Annotated in this window: 13 protein-coding genes; 10 read left to right on the top strand and 3 right to left on the bottom strand. The window is 66.6% G+C overall.

Going from position 1 to position 17,214, the window contains the following annotated elements; genetic code table 11:
- The first annotated feature begins 13 nt into the window (after positions 1-13).
- The 4 genes from rbfA to pnp all read left to right on the top strand — a co-directional run bounded on the left by rbfA (position 14) and on the right by pnp (position 4,111).
- Positions 14-499: a 30S ribosome-binding factor RbfA gene (gene rbfA / locus ACP7AG_RS00165; protein WP_426029357.1), complete on the top strand. Its 486-nt coding sequence runs from the start codon at positions 14-16 to the stop codon at positions 497-499.
- Positions 500-1,432, top strand: coding sequence for a tRNA pseudouridine(55) synthase TruB (gene truB / locus ACP7AG_RS00160; protein ID WP_426029356.1), 933 nt, complete (start codon positions 500-502; stop codon positions 1,430-1,432).
- Positions 1,433-1,446: 14 nt separating this feature from the next.
- Positions 1,447-1,716 (top strand): 30S ribosomal protein S15, encoded by a 270-nt coding sequence (gene rpsO / locus ACP7AG_RS00155; RefSeq protein ID WP_056437057.1) that lies wholly within the window; start codon positions 1,447-1,449, stop codon positions 1,714-1,716.
- A 244-nt stretch (positions 1,717-1,960) separates the two neighbouring features.
- A complete protein-coding gene (gene pnp / locus ACP7AG_RS00150) occupies positions 1,961-4,111 on the top strand; it encodes a polyribonucleotide nucleotidyltransferase (RefSeq protein ID WP_426029355.1) in 2,151 nt (716 codons plus the stop codon).
- 73 nt (positions 4,112-4,184) lie between these two features.
- Here pnp and ACP7AG_RS00145 read toward each other — a convergent pair whose 3' ends face one another.
- Both ACP7AG_RS00145 and ACP7AG_RS00140 read right to left on the bottom strand, forming a co-directional pair.
- The gene (locus tag ACP7AG_RS00145) at positions 4,185-4,400 is read right to left on the bottom strand and encodes a hypothetical protein (protein ID WP_426010478.1); all 216 of its coding nucleotides are present in this window, start codon (positions 4,398-4,400) and stop codon (positions 4,185-4,187) included.
- A 525-nt stretch (positions 4,401-4,925) separates the two neighbouring features.
- On the bottom strand, positions 4,926-5,642 hold the full coding sequence (locus ACP7AG_RS00140; RefSeq protein WP_426029354.1) for a ribonuclease T2: 717 nt from the start codon (positions 5,640-5,642) through the stop codon (positions 4,926-4,928).
- A 245-nt stretch (positions 5,643-5,887) separates the two neighbouring features.
- Between ACP7AG_RS00140 and ACP7AG_RS00135 the strand changes: the two genes are divergently transcribed.
- The 4 genes from ACP7AG_RS00135 (at position 5,888) to ACP7AG_RS00120 (ending at position 13,374) form a co-directional block, all read left to right on the top strand.
- Positions 5,888-8,305, top strand: a complete 2,418-nt coding sequence (locus tag ACP7AG_RS00135) for a TonB-dependent receptor (protein ID WP_426029353.1) — start codon at positions 5,888-5,890, stop codon at positions 8,303-8,305.
- An 84-nt stretch (positions 8,306-8,389) separates the two neighbouring features.
- Positions 8,390-9,073, top strand: a complete 684-nt coding sequence (locus ACP7AG_RS00130) for a Fe2+-dependent dioxygenase (protein ID WP_426029352.1) — start codon at positions 8,390-8,392, stop codon at positions 9,071-9,073.
- A gap of 90 nt (positions 9,074-9,163) precedes the next feature.
- Complete coding sequence (locus ACP7AG_RS00125) at positions 9,164-11,518, top strand: ATP-binding protein (protein ID WP_426029351.1); 2,355 nt, start codon at positions 9,164-9,166, stop codon at positions 11,516-11,518.
- A gap of 203 nt (positions 11,519-11,721) precedes the next feature.
- Positions 11,722-13,374, top strand: a complete 1,653-nt coding sequence (locus ACP7AG_RS00120; RefSeq protein ID WP_426029350.1) for an MFS transporter — start codon at positions 11,722-11,724, stop codon at positions 13,372-13,374.
- Positions 13,375-13,383: 9 nt separating this feature from the next.
- Here ACP7AG_RS00120 and ACP7AG_RS00115 read toward each other — a convergent pair whose 3' ends face one another.
- The gene (locus ACP7AG_RS00115) at positions 13,384-14,280 is read right to left on the bottom strand and encodes an NAD(P)-dependent oxidoreductase (RefSeq protein WP_426010466.1); all 897 of its coding nucleotides are present in this window, start codon (positions 14,278-14,280) and stop codon (positions 13,384-13,386) included.
- A 145-nt stretch (positions 14,281-14,425) separates the two neighbouring features.
- On the opposite strand from ACP7AG_RS00115, the gene ACP7AG_RS00110 reads away from it, so the two are divergent.
- Positions 14,426-14,977 carry a (2Fe-2S)-binding protein gene (locus ACP7AG_RS00110; RefSeq protein WP_426029349.1) on the top strand — a complete coding sequence of 184 codons (552 nt, stop codon included), beginning with the start codon at positions 14,426-14,428 and terminating at the stop codon, positions 14,975-14,977.
- Positions 14,974-17,166: a molybdopterin cofactor-binding domain-containing protein gene (locus ACP7AG_RS00105; RefSeq protein WP_426029348.1), complete on the top strand. Its 2,193-nt coding sequence runs from the start codon at positions 14,974-14,976 to the stop codon at positions 17,164-17,166. Before ACP7AG_RS00110 ends, ACP7AG_RS00105 begins: the two co-directional genes overlap by 4 nt.
- Positions 17,167-17,214: the final 48 nt, after the last annotated feature.

The following is a 17,214-nucleotide window of genomic DNA, read 5'->3' as shown; positions in this document are numbered from 1 at the left end:
CAAGGCCTTCGTCATGAAGAACAAGATTTTCAAACCCACCAAGGGCGTCAGCGCCGGCCCGTCTCAGCGCCAGTTGCGGGCCGGCGAGTTGATCCGCCATGCCCTGGTCGACATCCTGCGCGAGGAGACGCTGCAGGATGTCGCTCTCGCCAACATCTCGGTGACTGTCACCCAGGTGCGGATGAGCCCCGACCTGCGCCACGCCATCTGCTTCGTCGAGCCGCTGGGCGCCGGGGTGATGAACATCCACGTGCCCGAGCCCTCGTCGCCGTCGCGCACGTCCGTCGTGCCCGGCAGCCCCGCCGAGGTGGTGGCGGGCCTCAACCGCGTGACCAAGTTCCTGCGCGGTCGGCTCGGCCATGGTCTGGGCATGCGCTTCACGCCCGACCTGAAGTTCGTTCATGACGAAAGCTTCGACAACGCCAAGCGCATGGACGCCCTGTTTGACAACCCCAAGATCCAGGCCGACCTCCTGCCGGTCGAAGCCAAGGAAGACTGAGTGGCCCGCCGCAAGAAGGGCGACGCCATCTCGGGCTGGATCTGTCTCGACAAGCCCTATGACCTGACCTCGACCAGCGCCGTGTCTCGCGTGCGCCGGGCGTTCAACGCCCAGAAGGCGGGGCATGCCGGCACGCTGGATCCGTTGGCCACCGGCATTCTTCCCTTGGCCCTGGGCGAGGCGACCAAGACCGTCCCGTTCCTGGTGGACGCCGACAAGGCCTACCGCTTCACGATCGCCTGGGGCCGCTCGACCACCACCCTGGACCGCGAGGGTGAGACCACCGACAGCAGCGACGTGCGGCCCACGCGCGAGCAGGTCGAGGCCGCGCTGGCCCCGTTCATCGGCCAGATCGACCAGATCCCGCCAAACTATTCGGCCATCAAGGTCGATGGCGAGCGGGCCTATGACTTGGCCCGCAGCGGCGTCGCGTTCGAGCTGAAGACCCGCAAGGTCAATGTCCACGGCCTGCGCGTGACCGATGCTCCAGACGCCGATCACATCGAGCTGGAGATGGAATGCGGCAAGGGCACCTATGTCCGCGCCATCGTCCGCGACATGGCCGCCGCCCTCGGCGCCTGCGGCCATGTCGACCAGCTTCGCCGGACGCGAGTCGGCCGGTTCACCGAGCAAACGGCGATAGGCCTGGAAACCCTCGAGAATTTAAGCTATGAGGCCCGCCTGTCGGAGGCATTGCTTCCGGTCGAGACCGCGCTGGACGACATCCCGGCGCTGGCCGTGACCGATGAAGACGCCTTCCGGCTTGCGCAAGGACGCGCCATCGTTCTGCTCCCAAGGCAGGTGGAATCGCTGAAAGCCGTGCTCACGCGCGGCGATCGCACCGTTTCCGCCATGTCGGGACAGAGGTTGGTGGCCTTGTGCGAGATGCGCGCCGGATCGCTCAATCCGGTGCGGGTCTTCCAACTCACCTGAGCGGAGACACACCGATGTCGATCACTGCCGAGCGCAAGACCGCTCTTATCGCCGAACACGCACGCACCGAGGGTGACACCGGCAGCGCCGAAGTCCAGGTCGCGATCCTCTCCGAGCGTATCGCCAACCTGACCGAGCACTTCAAGACCCACAAGAAGGACAACCACAGCCGTCGTGGTCTGTTGATGATGGTTTCCCAGCGTCGCAGCCTCCTCGACCACCTGAAGAAGTCTGATCTGGGCCGTTACACGGTCCTCATCGAAAAGCTGGGTCTGCGCCGCTAGTTCTGGCGCCGTCGGCCGCCTCGCTCACGCGGGGCGGCCGAACGCTTTTTAAGGCCTCCGTTTCAAGACAGGCTGAAACGAAGGCTGCTGTGGATCCGTTTTCGAGCGGATCCGGACGTAAGCCGAGGATCACGATCCCCGGACGCCTGTCGCACTGGATGAGGAAACCTCGGGACCGCCATTCGGCCGCCCGACCCTGTCCGTCCTGAGGGAAATGGGTCCTTCGGAACCGAAAGAAGCAAATATGTTCGAAATCATGCGCAAGACGATCGAGTGGGGCGGCAAGACGCTGGTCCTCGAAACCGGTCGCATCGCCCGTCAGGCCGACGGCGCCGTTCTGGCCACCATGGGCGAAACCGTCGTCCTGGCCACCGCCGTGTTCGCCAAGAAGGCCAAGCCCGGCCAGGACTTCTTCCCCCTGACCGTCAACTATATCGAGAAGACCTACGCAGCCGGCAAGATCCCAGGCGGCTTCTTCAAGCGCGAAGGTCGTCCGTCGGAAAAGGAAACCCTGGTTTCCCGCCTGATCGACCGTCCGATCCGCCCGCTGTTCGTCAAGGGCTTCAAGAACGAAGTCCAGGTCGTCTGCACCGTGCTGCAGCACGACCTTGAGAACGATCCCGACATCGTCGCCATGGTCGCCGCCTCGGCCGCTCTGGTGATCTCCGGCGCCCCCTTCATGGGCCCGATCGGCGGCGCCCGCGTCGGTTACGTCAACGGCGAGTACATCCTGAACCCGACGCTCGAAGAGCTTAAGGAAAGCAAGATGGACCTGGTCGTGGCCGGCACCGCCGACGCCGTGATGATGGTCGAATCCGAAATCCAGGAGCTCTCGGAAGAGATCGTCCTGGGCGGCGTCAGCTTCGCCCACAAGGGCATGCAGGCCGTGATCAACGGCATCATCGAACTGGCCGAACACGCCGCCAAGGAGCCCTTCGACTTCCAGCCGGAAGATACCGACGCTCTGAAGGCCGAAGTGAAGAAGGCCGTCGGCAAGGATCTGGCCGAAGCCTACACCATCCGCGCCAAGGGCGACCGCGTCTCGGCGCTGTCGGCCGCCAAGTCCAAGGCCACGGAAAAGTTCGCCAAGAGCGACACCAATCCGGCCGGCATCGACCCGCTGAAGCTGGGTTCGGTGTTCAAGGAACTGGAAGCCGACATCGTTCGTCGCTCCATCCTCGACACCGGCATCCGCATCGACGGCCGCACCGTCGACAAGGTCCGTCCGATCCTGGGTGAAGTCGGCATCCTGCCGCGCACCCACGGTTCGGCTCTGTTCACGCGCGGCGAAACGCAAGCCATCGTGGTCGCCACCCTGGGCACCGGCGACGACGAGCAGTTCATCGACGCCCTGGAAGGCACCTACAAGGAAGCCTTCCTGCTGCACTACAACTTCCCTCCCTTCTCGGTCGGCGAGACGGGCCGGATGGGCAGCCCCGGCCGCCGCGAAATCGGCCACGGCAAGCTGGCCTGGCGCGCCCTGCGCCCGATGCTGCCGGCCAAGGAAGACTTCCCCTACACCATCCGCCTGGTCTCCGAGATCACCGAGAGCAACGGCTCGTCCTCAATGGCCACGGTCTGCGGCGCCTCGCTGGCCATGATGGACGCGGGCGTTCCGCTGATCCGTCCGGTCTCGGGCATCGCCATGGGCCTGATCCTCGAAAAGGACGGCTTCGCCGTTCTGTCCGACATTCTTGGCGACGAAGATCACCTGGGCGACATGGACTTCAAGGTGGCCGGCACCAGCCAGGGTCTGACCTCGCTGCAGATGGACATCAAGATCGCCGGCATCACCGAAGAAATCATGAAGCAAGCGCTGGCCCAGGCGAAGGGCGGCCGCGAGCACATCCTCGAGGAGATGAACAAGGCCATGGACGCCCCTCGTGAAGAGGTCGGCGACTACGCCCCCAAGATCGAGACCATCACCATCCCGACCGACAAGATCCGCGAAGTGATCGGCACCGGCGGCAAGGTGATCCGCGAGATCGTCGCCACCACCGGCGCCAAGGTCGACATCAACGACGAAGGAACGGTCAAGGTCTCGGCCTCGGACGGCGCCAAGATCAAGGCCGCGATCGACTGGATCAAGTCGATCACCCAGGAAGCTGAAGTCGGCGCGATCTATGACGGCAAGGTCGTGAAGGTCGTCGATTTCGGCGCCTTCGTGAACTTCTTCGGCGCCAAGGACGGCCTAGTCCACGTCAGCCAGATCAGCAACGAACGGGTGGCCAAGCCCTCGGACGTGCTGAAGGAAGGTCAGATCGTCAAGGTCAAGCTCCTTGGCTTCGACGATCGCGGCAAGACCAAGCTGTCGATGAAGGTCGTTGATCAGGAAACCGGCGAAGACCTGTCCAAGAAGGACGCCGTGAGCCCGGAGGACGCCGTCAACACCTAAGGGTGAGACGGTCTCTGAAGTGAACTAGCAGGCGGGCGGCTCCGAGAGGGGCCGCCCGTTTTGCGTTTGGGGCTCAGAAGATGTGACGCTTGGTGACGCACCAATTTACGGGCCGAAACCTAAACACGCCCCAGAACTCGCAGGTTCGACTGCGGCCAACGAGGCTGTTGCCAGCATAAACATCGACGATCGTGCGGACGCCGAGGAGCGAATAGCGCGGCTTGTTCAGATAAATCGCCGGCTTGCCAGCGTCGAAAATCTCCCCATGGAGGGCGGTTTCGTAGGACACTGTCTTGGCCGCAAGATTAAAACTGGACCACTGGCAATCTAGCGGTCCGCCTCGGCGGGTCGTCGCCCAGCCCGACCTCAGTTCATCGGTATAGTGTCGCCTCAGAACGCTCGCCAGCAGGCGACAGTCAGAGGCCGAAGCGATGGGGGCCTTACGCGCCCACTCGGTTTCGGGCGGAGCGAACCAAGCCAGAAGTCCAGCGACGATGCAGCAGCTGACGATAAGAATCGCGGTTCGCACGAACTTCCTACGATGCTCGGCCAAAACGATCTTCCTGCGCCCGCCCGTGGGGGCAGACCCCACCTTAATTCCTTGGTGGATGGGAGCTCTGGGGTCAGGCCTTAAGGCGGGGCCTGTCCGCCAGGGCGGATCAGAACAGCCACCACCGAAAGCCACTTCGGCAAAAACGGTTGTCATCCCGGACAAGCAAAGCGTAGATCCGGGACCGCCGGAAGCGCGGCGTTCACGCGTCGGTCCGGATCTTCGCGCCGCGCGCTCGTCCGGGATGACAACCGTTTTCGTGGCTCACCCCCTCGGCGTCACCCGGATCGTCACCGCATCCGGCGTGCCGTTCCCGCCCCGACATGCCGCCAGCTTGAACGTCAGGTCCATGCAGACCCACACCTCGGTCAGGCGGTTGTCCTTGTTGACCCGCACATTGAGCCCCTCGCGGGTCATGCCGCGATTACCCTTCAGGAAGGCCTCGCGCACCTGGCCGGCGGTCATCACGCCCTCGGGCAACGGCTGCAAATCTGGAACCGTCAGGCGCGACCGCACCGCACGCGCCTTCTTGAAATAGGCCTCGGGCGTGTCCCACCGGCAGGTCCCGTGCGCCTGCCACTCATGCTGCAGCAGCCAGGGCGAGGGGATCATGCACAGGTTTGCCTTGACCGTCGCCACGCTCAGCGACGGGCTGGGTCGGCAATAGCGCGGGTGGACCTTGTCCGGCCCATTGGGCCACAGGCCGTGGACGGTGAAGCCAAAGCGGTTGGTCTGGCACTGGATGGCCTTGTCCGACTCCGGGATGCCCGAGCGGCAGGCCTCGGGCGACCAGTAGAGGGCCAGCAGATAGGCGGCGGTCGGGATGTCGGTATGGATCTGGTCGGCGGGCGGGATCTCGGGCGCGACCGGGGTCACGTCCCGGGGAATGGCGCAGGCTTTCAGGTCCGAGGCCTGGGCCACGCCGGCCAAGGCCAGGGCGGCGAGGGCCGTGGTCAGGACCTGAGTGAACTTCAACGACATGCGGGTTCCAACGCTGACTTGCGCTCCTCTCTAGCACGCCTCGACCCACCCTCAATTCCACGGAGCCTAGATAAGATTTCCTTCTCCCCTTGCGGGAGAAGGATCTTCAGCAGGGCGGTGACGGGGCGAGACCAGAAGATTTCTGCGAATGATTATCATTGCGCCCCTGCAAAGCTCCAGCTAAGAACGCGTCGCAATTACGACAAAGGGCCGCGCTCCTCCGACGGCCTGACGGGGTTCTACACATGCAAAAGCTTATCAAGACCGCCGCGAGCGGCGTCCGCAGCCAAGCGCGCCGCGCCCTGAGCGCCGGGGCCGTCGCCGGCCTCGCGGGCCTTACCCTAGGCGCGGGCTTGGCCCACGCGGCGCCCGACGCCGTCCTCAATGCCGACGATCTGGCGGTCGCGGCCGCTCCGGCCGCCGACGCCGCCACCGAGGTCTCCGGCGTCAAGGTCGAGGGCCGCAAGCAGCGCGCCGAGTCGCCGAAATACACCGCCAAGCCGCTCGACACGCCCCAGACCGTGACCATCGTCTCGCGGGGCGTCATCGAGGCCCAGAACCTGCTGTCGCTCCGCGACATCCTGGCCACCGTGCCCGGCATCACCTTCGGGGCCGGCGAAGGCGGCGGCGGCTTTGGCGACAGCATCAATCTGCGCGGCTATTCGGCCAATAACGACCTGACCATCGACGGTGTGCGCGACAGCGCCCAGTACAGCCGCAGCGACCCGTTCAACCTGGAACAGCTGGAAGTCGTCAACGGCGCCAACGGCGTCTATTCCGGCTCCGGCTCGGTTGGCGGCACGATCAATCTGGTGACCAAGCGCCCCAACCGCCGCGACTCCACCACCGTCACCGGCGGCGTCGGGACCGACGGCTATCTGCGCGGCACGCTCGACGCCAACCATCTGGTGACCGACGACATCGCCGTGCGCCTGAACGTCATGGCCCACCAGAACGACGCCCCGGGCCGCGATGTGGAGAGCTTCGAGCGCTGGGGGATCGCGCCGTCGATCACTTTCGGCCTGACCGGCCCGACCCAGTTCACCATCCTCTACAGCCACCAGGAAGACACCAACACCCCGCAGTATGGCGTGCCGTTCTACAATGGCCGCGCGGTGCCCGGCGTCGATCCGTCGAACTATTACGGCTACAGCAATGTCGACACCCAGGAGCAGCAGGTCGACGTGCTGACCGGGATCATCAAGCACCAGTTCAGCGACACCCTGTCGGTCCGCAACCTCTCGCGCTACCAGGAAGTCACCCAACTGACGATCGTCGACCCGCCGCAGGGCGTGTTCTGCCTGGCCAACGGCCAGAAGCCGGTGGCCTGGAGCCAATCGACCACGGCGACCAACATCACCGGCTTCACGGCCTGCCTGCCTGCCGACCCGGCTCCGGGCCTGTACCAGCCGAGCGGCCCGCGCGGGAACCTGCGCGATTCCAAGAACACCCTGCTCTACAACCAGACCGACGTGACGGCGAACTTCAATACCGGCGGCGTGGCCCACAGCCTGGTGGTCGGCGCGTCGTTCCTCAGCGAGGACTATCACCTCGACAGCGGCAATGTGCTGCGCAACCCCGACGGCACGGCCACCGTCCTGCCGCTGATGGCCATCGCCGACCCGAACGCAACCTATGCCGGGGCGCGCAACTATGTTCGCACCAGCATCCAGGACGGCGAACGCCATAATCAGGCGGCCTATCTGTTCGACAACGCCCAGCTGAACCCGCAGTGGGCGGTGAATTTCGGCCTGCGCTACGAGCGTAACCAGGGCGAGAACCGCAGCGACGCCTATTCGGCGACGGCGGCCGGCGCGATCCCGAAGGGCGCGGTGACCCCGGGCCTGACCTTCCGCAGCGACGACAACCTGTTCTCCTACCGCCTCGGCCTGGTCTACAAGCCGATCCCCAACGCCAGCCTCTATGTCGCTTACGGCAACTCCAAAACCCCATCGCAGTCCACGGTGAATGGCGCCGGCGCCTGCTCGGCCGCCACCTGTACGGTCGAGCCGGAGGAGGCCAAGAGCTACGAGCTGGGCGCCAAGTGGGACATCTTCCAAAGCCGCCTGTCGCTGACCGCCTCGGTGTTCCGCAACGACCGCACCAATTACAAGGTCGCCTCGGGCGACCCCACCGTGCCCGACCAGCAATTGGACGGCAGCGCGCGGGTCGATGGCGTGGCGCTGGGCGCTTCAGGCCGCCTGACCGACAAATGGTCGGTGTTCGCCAACTACACCTATCTCAAGAGCGAGGTGCTGCAGGGCGTTTCCGACTTTAACGCCGCCGCAGGCCTGGATTTCACCAAGGGCGACGAGATCGCCAATGTCCCCGACCACGCCTTAAGCCTGTTCACCACCTATGACCTGCCGCACGATATCCAGGTCGGCTACAGCCTGTCCTACCAGGGCAAGACCTATCTGAGCCAGCACGGCCAGATCACCGGCAGCACCCCGCCGCAGCGCACGACGATCCCGCTGGTCATCACCGACGACTACTGGCTGAGCCGCGCGACGGTGTCCTGGAAGGCGACCAACGCGCTGGAGCTGCGGCTCAACGTCAACAACCTGCTCGACGAGAAGTATTACAACCGGGGCCGCAACAACGGCTGGGCCACACCCGGCGATCGTCGCAACGCGACCCTGACCGCCAACTATCGGTTCTGATCCTCCCCTTCATGAACCGATAGCGCCCCGCCTGGGACCCATCCCCAGGCGGGGCCTTGATTTGTCTGCTAAGGAGCGCAGGCCATGATGCTCCAAATCCCCGACGTGCTGACCTCCGACCAGGTCGCCCACTGCCGCGCCGTGCTCGACGCGGCCGCGTGGATCGACGGCAACGCCACCTCGGGCTTCCAGGCCGCGATGGCCAAGAACAACCAGCAGCTGCCGCAGGACGGCGCGGCGGCCCGCGAGGTCGGGGCGATCATCGTCCAGGCGCTGGAGCGCCATCCGCTCTTTGTCTCGGCGGCCCTGCCCCGGACGATCCTGTCGCCGATGTTCAACCGCTATGGCGAGGGCATGGGTTTTGGCGACCACATCGACAATGCGGTGCGCCGCGATCCCGTCACCGGCCAACGCCTGCGCACCGACCTGTCGGCGACGCTTTTCCTGAGCGATCCGGACGACTATGACGGCGGCGAGCTGGTGGTCGAGGACGCCTATGGCAGCCACATGGTCAAGCTGCCGGCCGGGGGGCTGATCCTGTATCCGGCCTCCAGCCTGCATCACGTGACGACGGTGACCCGCGGCGTGCGCTCGGCCAGCTTCTTCTGGATCCAGAGCCTGGTGCGCGACGACGCCAAGCGCGGCCTCTTGCTGGACATGGACGTCGCCATTCAGCGGCTGTCGGGCGCCGTGGGGGCGACCAATCTCGCGGTGCTGTCCCTGACCGGGACCTATCACAACCTGCTGCGGATGTGGGCCGAGGTGTGAAATACGCGGCCAGCGACCAATGTTCGCCGACGCCAACCATAAGTTTACCCTTGAGCTTCAACGTCCTGGCGACCGTTTCCCGGAGCCGCGATGTCCCCGCCGTCCAAAACCGCCGATGGCGCCGCCGACCTTGCCCGCGAGGCCGAGCTGGCGGCCGCTCGCGTCACCCACGATCTGCTCTCAGCCGCCGGCATCGGTGTCTGGAGCTACGAGCCGCAAGCGCAACGCATCGAGTGGTCGCGCGACATCCTGGCCGCCACCGGACTGAGCGCGGATGAGGTGGCGCTGCCCGAACAGTTCTTCGATCGCCTCGATCCGGTCGAGGGCCAGGCTCTGCGGGTGGCGTTCGACGCCGCCGTGCGCACCGGCCAGGGCGGCACTATCGAGCACCGCCTGCGCGGGGCCGGCGACCAATGGTTCACCTACCGCGCCACTTTCAGCACCGAGCCGCGCGCCGACGGCCTCCATGCGCTGAAAGGCATTTCGCAGAACGTCACCGACGTGGCTTTGACCCGCGACGCTGCGGTCTGGGGCGAGCGTCAGGCCCGCAAGCTGGTCGAGGAGGCGCCGTTCGCCGTGGCGCTCTATGACCGCGACCTGCGGCTGCAAGTGGTCAGCCCCCGGTTCCTCGAGATCTTTCAGGCCATCGAGGCCGAAGTGATCGGCCGTACCCTGCACGACCTGACCTATGGCCAGCGCAAGCGTTTCGTGAAGGCCGTGGAGCGAGCCCTGACCGGCCAGACCGTGGTGCGCCGCGAAGACCAGCTCCGCGATGGCCTGGGCCTCACCCACACCCTGCGCTGGGAAGCCCGGCCCTGGCGTGACGCTGATGGCGCGATCGCCGGGGTGATTACCTACATGGACGACGTCACCGCCCTGTCGCAAGCTCGGCGCGAGGCGCGGGCCAACGCCCGGCGGCTACGGGTGGCGCTGGGCGCGGCCCAGGCCGGGGTCTATGAGATCGATCATGCGAGCAAGACGTTCTGGGGCTCGCCCGAGTTCCACCGCATCCTCGGTCGCCGGATCAATTACGAGGACGTGCGCAGCGCTGTCTGGCCCATGATCCACCGCGAAGACGTGGCGGCGGTCTACGCCGCGTCCGAGGCCTCGCTGGGCCGGGGTTCGCGCGGCGCTCGGGCTTTCGACGCCCGCGTGATCATCGGCGACGGCGAAGAGCGCTGGATCCGCATCTTCCACGAGGTGCGCCAGGATGCGTCTGGCCGGGTGCGCAAGGCCTTCGGCCTGATCCTCGACATCGACGAGAAGAAACGCTCCGAACTGGCCCTGGTCGAGGCCGAACGCGCCGCCCAGGCCGCCAGCGAGGCCAAGGCCCAGTTCCTGGCCAATATGAGCCATGAGATCCGCACCCCGATGAACGGGGTCATGGGCGTCATGCACTTGCTCAAGCGGGCCGCCTTGCCCGAGGACGCCCGGGAGTTACTCGGCGAGGCCCTGGCCTGTGGCCGCATGCTCTCGACCCTGCTGGACGACGTCATCGATTTCTCGCGCATCGAGGCGGGGCGGTTGGATGTAACCCGCGAGGCGGTCGATCCCAGCGAACTGGTCCGGAGCGTGGCGCGACTGCTCCGCGGCCAAGCCGAGCACAAGGGACTGGCCCTGCACGTCGACGCGCCGGATGTCGGCTTGATCCTCACCGACCCCAACCGTCTGCGCCAGGCGCTGTTCAACCTGGTCGGCAATGCGGTGAAATTCACCCTGGCCGGCTCGGTGACCCTGAGGGTGCGCCGGGCCGACGACGAAGACGAGCCGCGCGTGGCCTTCGAGGTCATCGACACCGGGGTCGGCATCGCGGTCGAGGCCCAGAGCCGGCTGTTCGAGCGCTTCCAGCAGGCCGACGCCAGCACCACCCGGCGGTTCGGCGGGTCGGGCCTGGGCCTGGCTATCACCCGACGCCTGGCGGAAATGATGGGCGGCGCGGTCGACTTTTCCTCTCACGAGGGTGTCGGCTCGACCTTCTTGCTGGCGATCGCCGCGCCGCCGGCCCAGGCGCTGGTCGCCGACGATGCCGTGGCCGATAACCTCTTGCAGGGCCTGCGCATCCTGGTGGTCGAGGACAACGCCACCAACCGCCTGGTCGCCCGCCGCATCCTCGAGCAGCTGGGGGCCGAGGTCGAAACGGCCGACGACGGTCTGGACGGCGTGGCCGCTGCCCGTCACCGGGCGTTCGACCTGATCCTGATGGATGTGCAGATGCCGGGCATCGACGGGCTGGAGGCTGCGCGGCGGATACGGGCCCTGCCGGGCGCCGCCGCCCGGACGCCGATCATCGCCCTGACCGCCAATGTCATGTCGCACCAGCGGACCGCCTATCTGGCGGCCGGCATGGACGGCGTCGCCGCCAAGCCCATCGTCCCCGCCGCGCTCATCGGCGAGATCGTGCGACTGGCGGGTGAGGATATGGGCGAAGAAGTAGCTGTGGCTTAAGTCCTCACGTTCCTCTCTCTGTGGAAGAGGCGATCGCACAGCGATCGGTGGGGGGAGTTGCGCCAGGTCGATTCAGGCGGCGGATATCGTATCACTCCCCCACCGTCGGCTTTGCCGACACCTGCCCCACAGGGGGAGGAACGGACTTCCCAGTCCGTCGAAAACCGCTAATGCTCCTCCACAGAATGACGGGGGAAACACGGATGGCCACGACGGAAGATCGCGCCTCGATGCGCACGGTGGTCGCGGCTTCGTCGGCGGGCACGGCCTTCGAGTGGTACGACTTCTTCATCTTCGGCAGTCTGGCCCAGGTCATTTCCAAGACCTTCTTTTCCGGCCTTTCGGACACGGCCGGCTATGTCGCGGCCCTGGCCCTATTTGGCGTCGGCTTCGCCTTTCGGCCGCTGGGCGCGCTGGTGTTCGGCAAGATCGGCGACCAGGCCGGACGCAAGGGCGCCTTCCTGGCCACGGTGCTGCTGATGGGCGGCGCCACCTTTGCCATCGCCCTGCTGCCGACCTATCGCCAGGCCGGGATCATCTCGCCCATTCTGCTGATCCTGCTGCGCTGCGTTCAGGGCTTCGCCTTGGGCGGCGAGTATGGCGGAGCGGCCATCTACGTCGCCGAGCATTCGCCGCCGAAGGAGCGGGGCTGGTCGACCTCGTGGGTGCAGACCTCGGCGGCCTTTGGCCTGTTCGGCGCCCTGTTGGTGATCTTGGTGACCCGCTGGCTCCTCGGCGTGCACGCCGGACCCGAGGCCTTCGACGCCTGGGGTTGGCGCATCCCGTTCGCCGTGTCGATCGGATTGCTGGGCATCTCGGTCTGGATGCGGTTGAAGCTCAGCGAAAGCCCGGCCTTCGCCAGGATGAAGGCCGACGGCGAGGCGTCCAAGGCCCCTTATGCCGAGGCTTTCGGCCAGTGGAAGAACCTCAAGCTGGTGCTGCTGGCCTTCTTCGCCATGATGTCGGCCCAGGGCGCGGTCTGGTACACCAGCTTCTTCTACATCCAGACCTTCATGGAGAAGTTCCTCAAGGTCTCGCCCGTGACGATCAACGGCCTGATGATGGCCGCCACCGCGGTCAGCGCCATTTTCTACGTGCTGTTCGGCTGGCTGTCGGACAAGGTCGGCCGCAAGCCGGTGATGCTGGGCGGCATGACCCTGGCGCTGATTTTCTATTTCCCGGGCTTCCACCTGTTGGAGCGCGCCGCCAACCCGGCGCTGGCCGAGGCCACGGCGCGCGCGCCGGTGACGGTGACCGCCGATCCCAAGGATTGCGCTCTGCAGTTCGATCCCGTGGGCAAGGCCGCCTTCGTCTCGTCCTGCGACATCGCCAAGAGCGCCCTGGCCAATGCGGGGGTGTCCTATGCCAACCGCCCAGGCTTGGCGGGATCGGCGGCGATCGTCCAGATCGGCGAGACGCGGATCGTGTCCCAGAGCGCCAAGGGCCTGCCCGCCAAGGACGCCAAGGCCGTCAAGACCACAGGCGAGGCCGCGATCAAGGCGGCGTTGGCGAAGGCCGGCTATCCGGCCAAGGCTGATCCGGCGCGGATGAACTGGTGGGGCATGTTTGGCGTGCTCTTCGTTTTCGTGATCGCCGCCACGGCCTTGTTCGGCCCCCTGGCCGCCTGTCTTGTCGAGCTGTTCCCGACCCGGGTGCGCTACACGGCTCTATCGCTGCCCTATCACATCGGAACCGGCTGGATCGGTGGCTTCGTGCCATTCAGCGCCTTCGCGATCGTGGCGGCGACGGGCAACATCTATGCTGGACTCTGGTACCCCGTCGGCTTCACGCTGATCAGCGTGCTCGTGACGCTGTTCCTGCTGCCCGAGACCAAGGACCGGTCGCTGGATCAATAGCGGGGAGCATCAACCCGCCGGCGCCGCCATCAACACCTCGACCGCCACCGAGGCGGCCGCCAGGGCCTGGATGACCGCAGGGTCGACTGGCGCGACGACCAGCCTAACGATCTGCTTGCCCTCCTGGGCCAGCGCGACAAGCGCCTCGGCCGAGACCTCGCCGGGCGGCAACCGGTGGACGTCGCGGCGGAGAAGAAGCAGCACCTCTGGCGCGGCGCCGTCGTCGGCGATCAGCACATCGGCCGCGCCCAGAGCCCGGACCGCGCGCAAGGTCAGCAGGTCGGCGGGCCCCTTGCCGGCAATGAACCGCACCTTGCCCTCGCGACCGACGCCCTTGGCCAGGGCCTGGCGAAACAGCTGGCCGGCCTTTTCCATGTCGCCCGCCATCGCCGCCTGAGCGGCCTCGCCGACCACGGCGTCGCGCAGAAAGGCCCGGCGCTCGTGCATCGCGGGCAGGGCGCCGCGCACCTCGTCCTGGAACTTGCGCAGCAGGGCGGCGACCCGGCCCGTGCCTTCCGGCACCTGGACCTCGATGTCGTTGCGCAGCTTGGTGGCCAAGGTCGGGGAGGAGCCGCCGGTGCCGACGGCCATCACCACCTCGCCGCGGTCGATCACCGCCGGAGTGTTGAAGTCGCTCATCGCGGGCTTATCGACGACATTGACCAGCACGCGAGCGGCCCGCGCCGCGCCGGCGGCCGCCTGAAGGAACACCTCGTCGTCCCCGGCGACGAAGGCCAGGGTCGCGCCGACATAGGTTCCGGGCAGGAAGGCGGCGGGACCGTCGACCCGCACCACGGTCGCCGGCGAGCCCTCGAACAGCCGGGCCTTGTTGTCGGCGGCCTCGCCGACGCCGGCGATCACCACCTTGCGGCCGGCCAGGGGGAAATAGGCGGGAAAGGAATCCAAGGGCGTGGGTCCTGACAGCGAAGCGAACGTCGTGGCCACGCTAGCCTGACTAGACCAAGATTTCACTGGCGGGTTTGGGTCTGAGCGGTGTTAGAACCGCGATGCCGGGTCGGCGGGCCGGTTTTCGTGGGGGAGGCGAGCGCCTATGACGGCCACTCTGGACATCAATGGCAGGACGGTCACCGTCAAGGCCGACCCCGAAACTCCACTGCTTTGGGTGCTTCGCGACGAACTTGGACTGACGGGCACCAAGTTTGGCTGCGGCATGGCCCAGTGCGGGGCCTGCACGGTTCACGTCAACGGGGATCCCGTGCGCTCGTGCGTAACGCCGATCGCCACGTTGAACGGCGCCAAGATCGCCACCATCGAGAGCCTGGGCGGGACGCATCCGCTGCAAAAGGCCTGGGTGGCCCACGATGTGCCGCAGTGCGGCTACTGCCAGTCGGGCCAGATCATGTCGGCCGCGGCCCTGCTGGCCCAGACCAAGTCGCCCAGCGACGAGGACATCGACAACGCCATGAGCGGCAACATCTGTCGCTGCGGCACCTATCAACGCATCCGCGCCGCCATCAAGGACGCCGCGGGCTTGGCCTCGGCGTCGCTGGTCAATGCGCCCGCCGCGACCACCGCGGCCAACGAGATCGACGCCGAGATCGCCGCCGCTTCGGGTTCGACCGGCCGAGGAGCGAACCCATGAACGCCCCTTTCAGCAAGCTGATGCGTAAAGAGGGCGTCAGCCGCCGCGACGTCGTGGTGGTCAGCGCCACCTTGGTCGGCGGATCACTGATGGTGGGCTGCTCGCCCGCCGACCTGATGAGCGCGGGATCCAAGGTCGATGTCGGCGCTTTTGGGCCGTTCATCCGCTTCGATCCGGACGGCGCGGTGACGGTGCTGTCCAAGCACATCGAATTTGGCCAAGGCAACCATGCGGGCCTGGCGGCCTTGGTCGCCGAGGAACTCGACGCCGACTGGTCTCGGGTGAAGGTCATGCACGCCCCCGCCAACGCCAAGCTCTACGCCAATGGCGGCATGGGCGTTCAACTGACCGGCGGCTCGTCGGCGATCTCCAATTCGTGGGAACAGCTGCGCAAGGCCGGGGCCGGCGCGCGGGCGATGTTCGTGCAAGCAGCCGCGGCCAAGTGGAACGTCCCGGCCGGCGAGATCACCGTCAAGGATAGCTTGGTCAGCCACGCTGGCGGCAAGTCCGCCCCGTTCGCCGCCCTGATCGCCGACGCCGCCAAGATCGCGCCGCCCGAAACCCCGGTCCTCAAGGATCCCAAGACCTTCACCCTGATCGGCACCGACCGCGTTCGCCGCAAGGACAGCCTGATCAAGAGCAACGGAACGGCGCGCTATACCCAGGACGTCCAGTTGCCCGACATGTTGGTGGCGGTGGTGGCGCACGCCCCACGCTTTGGCGGCAAGGTGAAGAGCTTCAACGCCGACGACGCCAAGAAGGTGGCCGGCGTGGTCGAGGTTTACCAGATTCCGACCGGTGTGGCCGTGGTCGCCGACACCACCTATGCCGCCCGCATGGGCCGCGAGGCGCTGAAGGTCGAGTGGGACCTCGACAAGGCCGAGAACCGCGACTCCAAGACCATCGCCGCCCAGTGGCGCGACATCGCGGCCGGCAGGGGACCGTCCGACCTGAAGTGGGAGGCCTTCGATTCCAAGGGCGACGCCGCAGCTGCGGCCGGCGGCAAGGACGCTTTCGAGACGACCTACGACTTTCCGTATCTGGCCCACGCCACCATGGAGCCAATGAACTGCGTGGCCCAGGTGGACGGCAACAGGGTCAAGCTGACCCACGGCTCCCAAAGTCCGACTCTGGACCAATTGGCCGCCGCCAAGATCGTCGGGACGCTGCCGGGCTCGGTCGAGGTCGAGACCCTCTATGCCGGCGGATCGTTCGGCAGGCGCGCCAACTTCCAGTCCGACTACGTCGCCGAGTGCGTGCACATCGCCAAGAAAGTTGGCGGCAATCGGCCGGTGAAGCTGGTCTGGACTCGCGAGGACGACATGCAGGCCGGCTATTTCCGGCCGATGGTCCACCATGCCGTCCGGGTCACGCTCGACAAGGACGGCTACCCGGCGACCTGGCGCCATCGCATTGTCAGCCAGTCGATCATGAAGGGCTCGCCGATGCCCTCCAAGGGGCCGGACCAGACCGCGATCGAGGGTGCGTCGGGCTCGCCCTATCTGAAAGCCACCCCTGTCGTCGACGCCCAACTGGCCCTGCCGGAGGCCGGCGTGCCGGTGCTGTGGTGGCGTTCGGTGGGGGCTACCCATACCGCCTTCGTGATGGAGCACACCATCGACCAACTGGCCCGCAAGGCCGGCAAGGATCCGGTCGAGTATCGGCGGGCCCTATACGTCAAGGCGGGTCCCGAGGCCGCGCGGCATCTTGCGGTGCTGAACCTCGCCGTCGAGAAGGCCGGTCCGACCTCGACGCCCGGCTGGACGCGCGGCGTGGCGGTGCACGAAAGCTTCGGCTCTGTCGTCGCCCAAGTGGCCGAGGTCAAGCTGGTGGACGGTCATCCGCGGGTCGGCCGGGTGGTCACCGCCATCGACTGCGGCGTCGCCGTCTCGCCCGACCAGATCGCCGCCCAGATGGAAGGCGGCACGTGCTACGGCCTGTCGGCGGCGCTCTATGGCGAGGTCACCCTGACGGGCGGGGCGGTCGACCAGAGCAATTTCGACACCTATCGCGTGCTGCGGATGAACGAGGCGCCGACGGTCGAAACCCACATCTCGCCGTCCGCCAATCCGCCGAGCGGCGTCGGCGAGCCCGGAACGCCGGTGATCGGACCGGCCGTGGCCAACGCCTTGCTAGCGATTTCCAAGACGCCGACGACGCGACTGCCGCTGGTTTCGGCCGGGGCTTAGAGCTTTCCAGCTCACCTATCGGGGCAAACCGCGATCTTTTTGATGTAT

The sequence above is a fragment of the Caulobacter sp. DWP3-1-3b2 genome, assembly GCF_049896325.1.
Classification (GTDB): Bacteria; Pseudomonadota; Alphaproteobacteria; order Caulobacterales; family Caulobacteraceae; genus Caulobacter.
The sequence above is the reverse complement of the archived record's forward strand: the minus strand, read 5'-3'. Positions and strand labels throughout refer to the sequence as shown.